9 protein-coding genes are annotated in these 13,737 nt (G+C 62.7%); 4 read left to right on the forward strand and 5 right to left on the reverse strand.

Going from position 1 to position 13,737, the window contains the following annotated elements:
- The 3 genes from CEX88_RS25265 to CEX88_RS25275 all read left to right on the forward strand — a co-directional run.
- On the forward strand, positions 1–909 hold a 909-nt coding region (locus CEX88_RS25265), incomplete at its 5' end, for a hypothetical protein (protein ID WP_238382199.1).
- Positions 878–1,192 (forward strand): hypothetical protein, encoded by a 315-nt coding sequence (locus CEX88_RS25270; protein ID WP_094295578.1) that lies wholly within the window; start codon positions 878–880, stop codon positions 1,190–1,192. The genes CEX88_RS25265 and CEX88_RS25270, both read left to right, overlap by 32 nt.
- Positions 1,193–1,297: 105 nt before the next feature.
- Complete coding sequence (locus CEX88_RS25275; protein WP_126315852.1) at positions 1,298–1,639, forward strand: hypothetical protein; 342 nt, start codon at positions 1,298–1,300, stop codon at positions 1,637–1,639.
- A gap of 3 nt (positions 1,640–1,642) precedes the next feature.
- Here the strand turns inward: CEX88_RS25275 and CEX88_RS25280 are convergent, their stop codons facing one another.
- From CEX88_RS25280 to CEX88_RS25290, 4 genes are all read right to left on the reverse strand, one after another.
- Complete coding sequence (locus CEX88_RS25280) at positions 1,643–2,335, reverse strand: hypothetical protein (protein ID WP_238382200.1); 693 nt, start codon at positions 2,333–2,335, stop codon at positions 1,643–1,645.
- A gap of 106 nt (positions 2,336–2,441) precedes the next feature.
- Entirely contained in the window at positions 2,442–5,771 is a 3,330-nt protein-coding gene (locus CEX88_RS25285) for a Swt1 family HEPN domain-containing protein (RefSeq protein ID WP_202931651.1), read from the reverse strand.
- A 1-nt stretch (position 5,772) separates the two neighbouring features.
- Positions 5,773–5,916, reverse strand: coding sequence for a hypothetical protein (locus CEX88_RS26215; protein WP_202931652.1), 144 nt, complete (start codon positions 5,914–5,916; stop codon positions 5,773–5,775).
- 45 nt (positions 5,917–5,961) lie between these two features.
- Entirely contained in the window at positions 5,962–8,757 is a 2,796-nt protein-coding gene (locus tag CEX88_RS25290) for a DUF1156 domain-containing protein (RefSeq protein ID WP_202931653.1), read from the reverse strand.
- A 137-nt stretch (positions 8,758–8,894) separates the two neighbouring features.
- Between CEX88_RS25290 and CEX88_RS25295 the strand changes: the two genes are divergently transcribed.
- Positions 8,895–9,854 (forward strand): DUF6615 family protein, encoded by a 960-nt coding sequence (locus CEX88_RS25295; RefSeq protein WP_238382201.1) that lies wholly within the window; start codon positions 8,895–8,897, stop codon positions 9,852–9,854.
- Here the strand turns inward: CEX88_RS25295 and CEX88_RS25300 are convergent.
- A complete protein-coding gene (locus CEX88_RS25300; protein ID WP_094295582.1) occupies positions 9,842–13,252 on the reverse strand; it encodes a helicase-related protein in 3,411 nt (1,136 codons plus the stop codon). The genes CEX88_RS25295 and CEX88_RS25300 overlap by 13 nt on opposite strands.
- Positions 13,253–13,737 lie beyond the last annotated feature (485 nt).

Here is a 13,737-nt window from a genome sequence, read left to right on the forward strand (position 1 = left end):
GAGCAAATCACGTGCCGTCAACGACACCCCGAGCGAACAGGAGGCCACGCCGGCGGCACTGACCGCCTGAACCATCACCTCGAAGAATCACCCGACGACGTCGTACACCACGTCCCTGGACTTGACCCCGCCACCAAGAAGATGGCGAAGCTGGACCAGGAGACCACGGTGGCCATCGCAGAGGCCCGCAGCGTGCGGATACGGCGCCAGGAACACCTTGACCAACGGACGGACGCCATCAGGCGTGCCACCGACAAGTACGCAACGCTGGACGACGGCGATCAACCCGACATCCGGATCCGCCGGCGCTTCGTACGGCTCGGCACAGCCCGGGCGCGCCGGGAAACCGATCCCCGGCTCAAGACGGTCAGGGGAGATGTCGACACCAGGCCGCCACTGACTCAGCTGATCCACCGGCCCAGTAACGCCCTGCAGGTGTATCTGAGCCTGCTCTACATCGCTCACCTGGAATTCGAGCCCGGTACACGATGGAAGAACGGGCGCCCCAACAACGGAGTCGGCGGCTGGAGCGAGCTGTCCGGCTTGCTGGCGCCGGACACATCGAATCGTGAACTCAACCTGCGCATGACCCGGGCCCTGACCAAACTCGCCGAGCATGACCTCGTACGCGTGGGTGCCCGCAAGAGCGAGCGCAGGTTCGACCGGTTCACCCTCTACCAGGAGAACCGGTCGCGGTCCCGCTACTTCGTCCCGTCAGCTGCGGACTCGCTGACCCTGCCGGCGGGCTTCTTCATGGCGGGCTGGCACCTGGTTCTCACCAACGAAGATGGCCACACTGCTAGCCGTCGCGGCGCAGACCGAACGGCCGCGCAGCCGCAAGGACGCCGACGAGGCAGGGGTCGCTCTGCCTCAACTGGTGCGCTGGCAGTGGTACGGGCTCTCGCCTGAGGCATTCTCGGCGCGCCACGAACTGCAGGAGTTCGGACTGATAGACATGTTCGACCCGATGGACCGAACCAACGGCAAGCTCTCGGACAATCAACGCCAGAAGGACCTGCTGCGAGCCCCTCGGATCACTCTCAAACTCAACGAAGTTGACTTCTCCCGCCCGGCCATCGATGCCGTCAAGGCCTCGCTCGGAAAGCCCGTGCCGCCCCGATGGCTCGATCGCGCCATAGCTCTGCAACTGATCGACAACGGCGGCCGGTGGCGGGATCCACCCCCACAGTGATGACAGGGCGGGGTGCGCCAGGCGCGGTCGAGTCGGCGGCGCTTTACATGCCGATTCGGCTATGCCGATGGACTGGCAGGCAGCGCACCGTTTACGTTCGAAGCCATGACACCGGGAGGAGCTGAATTGCTCAGCGGGGATCAAGTGGCCGCTGCGTCGGGGCTGGCAGGCCCGCTAGTCTCAGCACTCATACCGCTCGCGCCAACGGTCGATGCGAGCGGGCCGTATCACTCAGCCGCCAAGGTCTACGACGAAACCGGGCTCTGGCGCGCCAAGGTCGCAAAACTACTGTTGGACAGCGGAATCCGCCACCACTATGTGCAGGTCGCAGTACGGGAGCCGCTCACTGTGGCACAGCTCCAGGCGACGATCGAGGAATTTCGCCCTACGGTGGGCGCACCGGCATCGCGGGGGATGCTCGCGCGGATTCTGCACCGTAGGGCGTGACGCCTACCGCTCGAATCGTCGAGCAGCAGAGCCTGCCTCACCACCCTGGTCCAGGCCCCAGTGCCGGGTGACCGCCTCAGGTATTGAGAGGCCGGCGACAGCTGCGTCGATCAGCGTGTGCGCAGGGAGGTTCGCCGGGGTGTGGCGGTCCCAGCGCCCGATCGGACCGGTGGCAGAGCCCGACGTAAGAACGTCAAGATAGGTGTGGGCCAGCGACACTCGGGCATCGTGCAGCCAGCTGCCCGGGTGACGCTGATCTTCGAGGAAAGTCATGGCGATCTCGTAGTCCGCGGGCGGTCGCCGGTCGCTCGGCGGGTGAGCCTGGGCGAGCTGCTCGACGAGCCTACGGACGTTCGACCCATTAGGTCCGAACTCAAACCCGGGTGGCATGCGCCGCACCACCTGGAGCCCGCGTGCACGGATCTGGCGTGCCTCGTGGTGCAGCATCGGCTCGTACCCCCGTACGCGTATCGGGGTTACCTGCCAGACCTCCCACGGCAGGTACAGGTGGGCGTAGCCGAAATTCACCATGTAGGCAGGCTCCTCAAACAGACGGAAGCCGTTCCAAGAGCGTGAGATCAGGCGCCGGCCGGTCCGCAGCTTCGAGAACTCCTGGACATTGATCGCGTCCCGGCCGCGGTGAGCGGCGACGTACCACGGGCTGGCAGAGATCTCAGCCTGGGTCCGAGCGTCCATCGTTGCAACCATGTCACCCATTGTGCGCGTCCCTGAAAGAACTCGTCATCAGGTATGTCGCCTGATCACTCAATATCTGATCACCTATCGTGAGCAGCAAATCCGACTAACTGTCCTCAAACCCGGACTGATCGAACTTTAGCGTTTTGGCGTTCTCAGTAAGTGTCCGAATCGTGTTCTCGTCGAACCCATTTGTGTCAACCGCCTCAATCTCAATCTTGACGACGAGGTTGATGCCCTGCTCCCGCAGGTTAGCGATGATCTCATCGGCGACGTTTTTGAAGTCGAGCGCGATCTTGTCCGAACTGAGGGTCTTCACCCCGTAGAAGCGCGTCTTTGATGGGGGACATCCGACATCCACTTTGGGAGAATCAGCTGGAATATTGGGCTTGGCCTCCTGCAGCGGCGCATCGGATGGCGTCTCCTCGTCGCGCTGCTTAACAGCGATGTCGGGCCGTACGAGCAGAAGTGCGTCGGTGGCTGATGGCGCGTCGTTTGTGTCGGTCGGAATCCATAGCCCGATGTACCGGTCGGTGGCCTCGTCGAAGCCTGTGGCAAGTGCGAAGGCATCGGTCTGCCAAATCATCGGCAGATCGAGTACCCCGTCCTGCAACACCTTTCGGTCACGTAAGCGCGGCATGTACGGGTACTGGCAGTACAGCGACCACAACGCACCGAGCGTGACGTGCCCGCCGTTCCAGATTTGCGGCACCTTGTTGATGGCGAGTCGGACATTGACGGCGGCCTGCCGGATGGACAGGTCACCGTCGTTGCCAAGTCGGCGCGAAACCCGCTCCGCCAACGATTCGGACTGTCCTTCCACCTTGGTTTCGCGAACGATGAACGGAGCGCCTGCGTCAGGTTGGGCCGGGACCAGAGCCCACGTGAAGGTTTGCAGCAGCCGGGAGATGACGGTTTGGTCGGCTTGCAACTGTCGTTGGGTGGCCTGGTTCTTTTGATTCTGAGTGAGGTCCAGGTCGGCCTCGTTTGCCAAAACGTGCGTCCAACCCAGATAGTCGCGGGTGGCGTTGTCGAGTTCTTCGAGCCGGGCTTCGTCTGCGGCGAGATACACCAGCATGTTGCGGTTGGCGCGGTTGGCGGTGCCGCGCTGCTCGGTGGACTGTCGGGCGAACTCCTTAGCAATAGAGTCGGTTCCGCGCTTGTGAGCGACCTTCGGGTGCAGGATCACCAGGCGTGCTTCGTCTGTGTCGGGGATGTCCGCGTTCGTTTCGGGGCAGACGTGGACTCCGGCGAAGTCGCCGCGTGTGCGGGCTTGGGCCTGTAGGCGGCGGACGATCTCGGCCCACACATCCTCTTTATGCAGACGCTCGGCCTGGTCCTTGGCGGTGCGGGTGATGTTGGCTTGTAGGTCGTACCAGTACTTGCCGGAACCGGAGTAGAAGTAGGTGGCCCGATCGCCGAGCTGGGTGAGCGCGGAGTGAAAGTTGCCGGGCACATCACCGGGTACCGCGGTGCCCAAGAACACCCGCTGGGTTTCGAGGCCCTTGTGGGCCGAGCCGATGGTAGGTGCCGCGCCAAAGAAGACGGTGCGGGCAAGGCGTTTGGTCAGCGAGCGCTGACCAAATAGCGGTTTATCCTTGTCGATGCGTGCGGGTTCGGAGGTTGGGCCGTCCACATCGGCGTCTATGATCGCCTTCCACGAATCCTGAAGGTATTGCGTAAGTTCGGAATTGACGTTGGCAGTCGCCAGCGGGACCGAGCCTGGCATGATCAGCGGTGAGGCGTCTTCACCGGTCCATAGGGCGTGGATCACCGTACTCATCAGGCGCAGCACGCCGCGGGTGCGTTGGAACCTTTCCAGGGACGACCATTCTTCGTATAGCCGGTCGAACAGTTCGGGGTGAATGGGGTAGGTCCGCTTGATCCGGTCTTCGTAGGCGCCGTCGCGGGCTTCGCGGGGAAAGTCGTCGCTGTACTTGCGATACATCTCGACGTAACCGCGCGCGGTTGCACTGATCGATGCGAGGGCCGCCGCATCGGGTTGCTTGAATAGCCGCTGCCGCACGATCTGGTAAGCCTCGACCGATGAAGCGGGTCGCCATTGGTCAGCGACACGACGCACGACGTTCTGCAACCGCTTGAGCGCCTCCAGGCCGTGGGCACCACCAACTTCCTCAGCGTTACCGGCGGCGATCTTGTCGGGGGCGTCTCCGGTCTCGGAGGCGGGAATCGAGATCACAAGCAGCACACCCGAAGTGCCCTTGGCTGCCTCGGTCAGCGACTGAGCGAAGGTGAACTGGTCGTCAAAGGTGCCGCCAGCAAGGTCGTCACGGCCAACGAGCGAGCGTGCGTAGGCCACCCATTCGTCGATCAGAATGACGGCAGGGGAGTGCTCCTGCAGCAGGTCGTGCAACGCTTCGCCGGGGGTGGTGCGTCCGGCGTCGGCCTTGGCGACCAGTGCGTAGGCTTCGGGCCCGCCGAGTTGCCAGGCCAGCTCGCCCCACAGGGTGTTGACGTGCGTGCCGTCGTCCTTGGTTTCACCGGCGGGGCTGAAGTGGTTGCCGACGATTGCGACGCGATTTACCTTCGCGCCGGAGTATCCGTTGGCGGACAGTAGCTCCTGGGTGTCTTGAGGAAACTCGCCGATGGGCATTCCGGCGGCGACGTGCCACAGCGCCAGCATGGAGTGGGTCTTGCCGCCACCAAAATTGGTCTGCAGGTTGATCACCGGTGGCGCGTTATCGTCGCCGGAGATACGACGGACAGCGCGGCCGACGAGATCGGTCAACCCCTCGGTGAGGTAGGTGCGTCGGAAGAACTCGACCGCATCCGCGTAGCCAGAATCCTGTTCGCCGCCGAATGCGACTTTGTACAAGTCGGCGGCGAATTCGGAGGCGGCGAAGTTCCCGGTGGCGACGTCATCGTGGGGCGGAAGCACATCTCGCCAAGGCTTGAGACCGGACGCCTCCGGGTTGTCGACCGCCGCCTTCAGAGTCTTTTTGTCCTCCTTGTCGGCGGTGACGCGACGCAGGTTGAGCCGGATCGCGTGCACCTCGTCGGCTTCTTTGGTGGCACCAACCAGCTTGAGCAGTCGCTCGCCGGTGTCCAGTGCGCGATAGGCGTCGTCGTCGGAGAAGGTTCCGTTGTGCGCCCAGTTGTTTCGGACCTCGCGCAGTTCGATCGCGAAGGACTCGCCGGCCTTGCCGAAGGACTTGTTGAACGGATACCAGCCGGCCTTGAAACTGCTGGTGATGCTGCTCTCAGTGAGGATGCGGAACTGCACTTGGGGATCGTGGGGATTGTAGGTCTTATCTGCTGGGGCGCCCTTCTTGCCGTCTTTGATTTGAACAAGCTTGGTCCACGCGGCGCCGAGCGCAGGGTCGCCTTGACCGATCACCGATGCGATGAAGTCATCTAGCGCCGGGGCCATCACCTCAAACATTCGGTTAATGCGGTCGCGGTTACTCAAAGCCATATCAATCGTCCCCCAAGCTCATATCGTCGTCCAGGTCGTCGGGCTCGAACTGTGCAGAGTCTTCACTGGCGAAGCCTTGGTCGATATCGCGTTGGACGGCCTTGCCGATCGCTGACTCGACCAACTGACAAAGCCGAAAGTCCACGCCAGGTGCTCACCCAACTCATGCATCGGCGTCAGGAATCCCACGTCAGTCCTCCTCGGTGAAGTCGAACGCACTCTGCGAGCTCGCCGCCGATGGGTCGGACCGTGCAACATCGACAATCTCCGGCCAGCTGGTGACGAGACTGTTGAAGCTCAGCGCGTCTTTGGTCCAGCCGCTTGCCTCCGCGACCCGGAACAGCAGGTGCGCAAGCTCCTTGACCAGATCAGCGTCGACGGCACCGTCGGGACGACGCAATGCTGATCGCAGGAACTCACCAGCGGGCGTAATTCCTTCGCCCTCCAGGATCCCGATCAGATGGTGCATGGCCTCCCAGTTGCTGGCCTGTTGGTCGGTCAGAATGTTGTAGTCCGCGCTCAGCTCTGACGGCTTGGTTAGTTGGACCTTTCCGGCCCGGCTGGTCAGAATGCCGCCGCGGTCCATCGCGTCCACGGTGGTATTGCGGGCGTTGGCGAGGTTGTTGGCGTCACCGAAAGTTCCTGTGCTGTAACTGTGTTGGCGATACCAGGCAATCGCGAACCGCGTCGTCGAGTCGAAGTCGCCTTCCTGCTCGTTGAGCACTTGATCCAGGATCTCGTTGATCCGAGCTAAGGCAGAACGCACCGACATCTTCGACCCGTCAGGCTCCAGCACCGTCGAATAGCGGGAGAACACAGCCATGCCCGGCCCAATGGCGGCTTGCGGTAGGTCAACCGGTGCGATCGCGCCGTGCTGAAGCTCCTTGAGCGCTTGCGGGAGTTCAGCTTTGAGAGCCTCTACGAACTCGCGTCGGTCGGTGCTCGGGGCTAAGAGTGGACGCGGCCGCAACGCTAAAACAATCGATGAAGCAAGGGCGTTAGTCCCGGAACCGATCATCCGGTTGCCTAGTTCACTACGCACGGGCCACGTGGCAGTGACCGCCCACCCCGACCGGATCATTCCTTCGAGGAGTGTTTCCCAGCCCGTAGATGATTCCCCGACAGCGGTGGCTTCTGATTGCTTAAAGGCGTAGTAGACGGTGATCGGCAGGTCGTTAAAGGCAGACTCGCGCGCTTTAAAAAAGACCTTGCGAAAGCCATCCTCGAAGAACTGATGTGCGCCGCTCCTGCCGCCGTGACGATATGGATTGGCCACGAGTTCCTCGGTTTTGGGAACCAACATTGTGCTGAGCAGTTGGGGGTGAATGGAACGCAGCGATCGGCGCAGCCAGACATAGAAGAAGTCGGACAGATCTGAATAACCGATGTTGTCGTAGTACGGCGGATCGGTTGATACGAGATAACCGCTGTATCCGCGCTCCGCTGCTGAGGCCTGACCGACGACTCCAGGAACACCACCGGACGACTTATCTAGCACACGGCTAATCCATAGAAGATCTTCCTCGAAATCTCCGCCTGAGCCGCCCCAGGGGTTCGACTCGGCATAATCCCAACTCATGGGAAGTGCTTGGCGCGCGAATACGCTTCGCACCGCCTCCATCTTCGTGCTGGAGTCCCACGAGCATATGGTGCTCGCCTTGTTGGTCATACGGCTGATCGCGAAGCCGAGATATGTCGCAACGGCATCGGCGTACGCCGCAGCACCTGTGCCGCCGGCTTCGAGACGAACGCCTTCGGGCGTGCCGGCGGCGAGGGCGTCGGACAGCACTCGTTCACGGACCTCCGCGACGAGGTCGCTGAATGTGGTGAGCGCGGTGAGTTGCCGCGCAGTAAACAGGTCAGCGAACGTCGTCATGCCGTAATTCGGTGTCTTGAAGTCTCGTGGATTGTCCGCGAGGTCACCACTTGGCACACTGTCAGGGCGCGTGACCGAAGCGGCCGATTCGTGCTCGACTGTGGGCTCCAGGTAGATGCGCGCGCGATTGCCTTCGGCGACAGTTGCCATGAGTTGAGCACCCAAACGTCCGGCCCGTCCCTCGGTGCGGATGTACTTCAGCTCCACGGCCGATCCACATCCGATGCACGTAGCGCCGGTGCGGCCCACAGTTCCGTCGTTGGCTGCGGTAGGAGCGCGCTTGGGGTCATGTCCGATCGTAAAGCGAACGGTGCTGTCGACTACGGACGGCACCACATAGGCTTCCTTCCCCTTCTTCTTGCCGAGCGACCAGGAGCGTACGAGCGGCATCGCGATGCCGCAGGCGGGGTTGGGGCAGGTGACTGTGCGCGCCCAGATCCAGGCGATCACGGTCGCCTGCGAGCCGTCTGACAAGGTGGCCTTGGGGTAGAGGTGTCCGATGCGTTTTTCGGCTTCGTGTCGCATCCATTGGCCGTAGCGGCGGACGTCCTCGGCCATTCCGGTCGCAGCCCGCCACGGATGGGAGAGTTGGTCCTTGGCGACGTCGGGGGACACCGGCGCCCTCCCGGCGAACTTCGGCGGAATCTCGATCAACGCCTTATTGATTAGTACTGCAACAGGATTCAGGTCCGATGCGTGCGCCTCCAACCCGAGGCGCTGTGCCTCCAGCGGGATGGTGCCACCGCCGGCGAAGGGGTCGAGGATCGGCGGTGGATTGCCGCCGGTGGATTTGAGGATCTCGGCGTGGGCTTCAGCGAACAGCTTCTCGTCGCGGATGTTCTCCCAGACGACGAGCCGCTCGATAAGCTTGTGTAGCCGTTCGCGCTCCTTGCGTTGCAACTCCTCAGTCGGGAACTCCTCGAGATTCGACGACGGGTCGTCGACGAGCTGCGCGAACAGCACCGCACGGGCAGCAGCGAGGGGGCGTCGGGCCCACCACAGGTGCAGCGTGGAGGGATGACCGTGCCGAATCGACTTCTCACGGGCCGACTCTCGGTTGATCACCTCGAGAGGAAGTGCCACCTCGATCAACTTGCGCTTCTGAACCACATCGACCCTTCTGCCCAGCTCTCGGGCATGACCACGCGGCGCCGCGGCGCCACTGCCTGCTGAAACCCATCGACAGTGCGTGACGACACCTGGCTCATCCCGCAGGCTCGACCTATCGCATATGCGAGTATTCGGCCGTGGCGACGGTGCAGACGGCGTTCAGGCGGGCGCGAGAGCATTCCGTGCAGCACATGGCGGCCTGTGAGCGAGCGTTTCTGCGGTGGGGTGAAACGGCTGTCACCGAGATCGTGATCTCCCGCGCCGCTACAGCCGTGAACGTCGTTCCGTTCACTCAGCCCGCAGAGGCCACCAGTGGGGCCGACTGGATCTGGTGGTGGGTGGACACCGACTCCGCCTACGGGATGCTCGTGCAGGCAAAGCGTCTGACGGTGCACGGAAGCAACTGGCGATTCGATTTCGGATACTGCACCACCGCGGGCGGTCAGCAGTCGATCCTGAGGGCGACAGCGGCGAGTCTGAACCTGGTGCCGGTGTACGCGGTCTACCTCGGCACAGGCGGCTACCGGAACTGGGAGCCGTGCCCCGACGATCACAGAGTGAGGCGCTGCACATCGTGTGTGAAACGCTCTATTTCCCTGATGCCGGCTCTGCTGGCCGACCCGGCCATCGTCAACGATTCCGCGACCACGTACGAACGCTCGGTTGCGCTCGAAGAAATGTGGATGCCCAGCCCGACCAGTCAATTGTTCATACCCGGGTTGAGTCGACAGCTCGATCCCGAACTCCTCAACTTCCTGCTGACACCTCAGCGAGGTGTCCGGGCAGTGGCGAAGTCGACCATCGACCGGATCCTGAGGGTGCGTGCGGGGCAGTTCAGCGCAGATTCGCCCTCTGCGCCGAGCACGATGCACGGCGGTAACCATGACCGCCTCGGACCCGTCTTCCCGGACCTGCCCTCGGAGACCGGCCACTGGGGTGTCCCCTACTTCCAGCACGTGCTCAAACCTCTGCGTCACGTTCCACCCGATTACGTCCTCGAAATCGAGTCGCGGGAGTTCGACGTCGGTGAAGTGTCGTCGAACATGCCCGACGATGTGGCAGGGGTTGTCGTTGTGCGGCTGCCTCAAAATGGCTGAGTCCCCTTCGCCCACATCTTCGCCCAATCACCGCGGATGCCGGTCGAGTGAAAATCACCCAGATCCGTTGATGCGAAGGGGTTGTCGAGGTAGCGAACCTCATCATGGTCCGACCCTCGCGGATCAACCCTGACCAATGCCAGCCGGTATCGCGGGACCGCGTTCTTGCCGACCATCACCTCGTTGTGGGTGACGAAGAAGTCCTTGGCTCCGTCGAGTCTGGCTTTTACCTCGATGCGGTAGGTGTCGCCGCCTGAGTCCGAGGAGAGGATGTCGAATCCCTTGTTGTTGAAGGGTTGTTCGACAGGTGTACGGCCCAGTGCTCGCTCCGTCGACATCACTAGATCGACGCCTCGGCGCTCAACCTCTTTGGTTTCCTTGGCATGGATCGGCGCCGACGCGGGAAGTTCACCGTCAACCATGGCGACGGGCAAGATCAGCGCCGCGGTGACGATGCGCGGTGGCTTGGTCGACATCAGTGCCTGCTTGTCGAGCAGTTCTAGCCGGTTGTGTAGGCGCGCGTCGAGCTCGACTGCCTTGCGGTTGAGGCTCTCGGCGGACTCCTTCGGCTTTTCGCCTGCCTGCTCCTTTTCGGCGGCCACAGCAGCGTCGAGAAGCATCCGATCGCGTTCACCTTCAAGGCGTTTCACCACTAGATCGCGACACTTCGCGAGCTCTGCGGCACGACGCGGTTGCACCTCGGATAGGTATTCAGGGAGTTGGGTCGTGATGATCCAGCTGTTGGCGCGATCTTCGGCGTCGGCCAGCCAGGGGAGTTGGCGCGCGGTGGCGACGGCTGGTGTGTCGGGTGCGGCGACGCAATCGAGATAGGGTGCCGGACCCGCAGGCGTAACGGTGCCGAGGCTGTCGACATAGGCGTAGCCGAAACGTCGGGACACCGCAGCGCCGGTGGCATCGGCGACCTCTTCGACAACGCCGACGAGCAGGTGAGGCTCCTCCAGCGTCGCTGACACCAGCACGGTGCCGCTGTTGAGGGTGCCGCCAAAGTGTCGTATCGCTTCGTCCATTACTGCGTCGTGCAGCGGGTGTCCCGGTGCGAGCAGGTCGGCGCGGGCCAATTCTTCGGAGTGCACATGTTCGAGGTCGAAGGTGACACGGTCATATTTTGTCGCGATCGGCTGGTGCTTGCTGGCTCTGATTTGTGCTGGCACGTTGGCGATTTCGTAGCGGCCTCGCTCGCGTTTGGCGATGCGGCCGCCGAGTCGGGTGAACGCTGCCTTGAATGCCAACTCGATGTAGTGCGGCTGGAGTCGGCGTGCGCGGGCCTCGTCCATGGCGGCGCGGAGCTTGGCGAGGTCAGCGTCGGCGAGATGGTCAGAGGCGAGTGCTCGTTCGTCGAGCAGTTCCTTGAGCCCGTCGGACACTTTGTGGTCGATGACTTCGTGCATCTTGGCGCGAACTTCGGGAAGTTCGCCGTAGCGGATCGCGTCCAGAAGCAGTTCCCGCAGGGGAGTCTCCGAGAATGCTTCGCCGAGGACGTCGAAGACTTTGCCGCCATAGGCTTTTCGCTGTTCTTCGATTTTGGCGAGCAATCGTACGAAGACGTCACCTTCGCGGGTGTTGCTGGCGACGATGTTCCAGAGGCGGCAGACTTCCTCCTGGCCGATGCGGTGGATACGGCCGAAGCGCTGCTCGATCCGGTTGGGGTTCCACGGCAGGTCGTAGTTGACCATCAGGTGGGCAGCTTGCAGGTTCAGGCCTTCGCCGGCGGCATCGGTGGCCAGCAGGATCTGGCAGTCCCTGTTCTTGGTGAATTCCTCGGTGATCATACGGCGCTCTTTGCGGCGCACGCCGCCGTGGATCGCCTGCACGGCGTTGGGCTTGCCGATCAGGGTCCGGATGCGACCGGCTAGGTAGTCGAGGGTGTCGCGGTGCTCAGTGAAGATGATCAGCTTGCGCGGCCAGCCGTTCGCGTCGACGGTCAGCGCCTCGTCCTGGAGGATGTGGCTCAACTCGGTCCACTTGCGGTCGGTGCCGGAATCGCGAACCTGCTTGGCGACTGTCGTCAGCTCGGCCAGTTCGAGCAGTTCGGCATCAAGTTCCTCGACTGTCTGCGCGGCGGTGGCGGCGTCGAGCAGCTCCTCTTCGAGTTCCTCGATCTGCTCGGAGCTGTAGTCATCGGCATCGAGTCCTTCGACGTCGACGGTCAGCTCCCTGTCGGTGTAGGTGCCGTTGAGAATTTCGAGCTTCTTGCGTTCGAGCCGTTCGGTACGGCGCACGAGGCTCTTGTAGATGGCCTCGGGGCTCGATGCCAGGCGGCGCTGCAGCACGGTCAGTGCGAAGCCGACGGTGTTCTTGCGTTTGCCGCCCACCCGGTCGGCACGATTCATGCCCTCGCGGACGTAGGCGGTGACCTGTTCGTAGAGCGAGTACTCCAGTTCGGTGAGTTCGTACGGCACGGTCTCGGCGCGGCGCTCGGGGAAGAGCTTCTTCCCGTCAAAGGTCAGCAGGTCTTCTTTGACCATGCGGCGCATGATGCCGTCAGTGTTGGCGGTCTTGGTGTTCTTGCCTTCGAACCGGTCGCGGTCCAGCAGGGTGAGGAAGAGCTGGAAGTCTTCTTCCTTGCCGGAGTGGGGAGTGGCGGTCATCAGCAACAGGTGGCGGGTGATGCGGCCGAGCATCTCACCGAGCAGGAAGCGCTTTGTCTTTTCCAGCTTGCCGCCGAAGTAGTGGGCGCCCATCCGGTGGGCTTCGTCGACGATGATCAGGTCCCACTCGGTCTCCTTGAGCTGGGCTTGCAGCTCCTCGTTGCGCGACAGCTGATCCATCCGCGCGATCAGCAGTGGGTTGCTTTCGAAGACGTTGAGGTTGACGTTGGCGTCGATGAGCTGGTTGGTCAGCAGGTCGAAGCGCAGCCCGAACTTGAAGAACAGTTCGTCTTGCCACTGCTCGACCAACCCGCCGGGTGCGACGATCAGGCATTGGCGCACGTCGTCGCGCAACAGCAGCTCTTTGATGTACAGGCCGGCCATGATGGTCTTGCCGGCGCCGGGGTCGTCGGCGAGCAGAAATCTCAGTGGAGTTCGGGGGAGAAGCTCGCCGTAGACGGCTCTGATCTGATGGGGGAGTGGCCTGACGTCGCTGGTGGCCACGGCCAACATCGGGTCGAACAATCCGGCCAGGGTGATCCGTTGGGCCTCGGCGACCATCTTGAAGTCGGTGGCGTTGGCATCGAACGCCCGGCTGCCGGTCTGGGCGACGGTGAGGTTGTCCTGGTCCTTGCGGAACACCACCTGCTGGCCGAGCGTACCGTCGTTGGTCTTGTAGGTCAGCTCCAGAGCGTCGGTGCCGTGCCACTGGGCAAAGATCACCGTGATCACCTGCGCTGGGATCAACCCGTCGATCCGCAGGCCAGGCTTCAACTCTTCCAGCAGCACTACTTGTCCTCCCCGGTAGATAGCTGACCCACGCTAGTCGACCTCCCCGACAATATCCGGGCTAGTCCGCGAATCGTCGCTAGGTCCTCTAATCTCCCTGCTGACACGGAAAGGCGTGCCGCCTGGGATCGCCATGCGCGCAGGATCCAAGACAGCAATGAGTGCGGATCGCAGCCGCCACACGAGGGGGCCTACGGGAAAGCCGGACCGACCAATACGTCACAGTGACGGATGTGTCGGGCCAATGGTCTGCACCGAACAGGGACGGCGGTGCGCTGCAGACCTGACTGAGGGCTACCGACGACGAAAGCTGATCACGACCACCGCCGGCGCCGGCGCCGGAAGCAGCGTCACGAGATGTCCGTTCTCATTGAATCTGGGGCACATTTACTAGTCTGACCTGCATTGCCCCAGATTGGATGAGAATTTCGATCGCGACGTTTCTCATTGAATCTGGGGCAACCCTGCTTCCGCGCCCGGCTGCG

The sequence above is a fragment of the Mycobacterium neumannii genome, assembly GCF_002245615.1.
Taxonomy (GTDB): Bacteria; Actinomycetota; Actinomycetes; order Mycobacteriales; family Mycobacteriaceae; genus Mycobacterium; species Mycobacterium neumannii_A.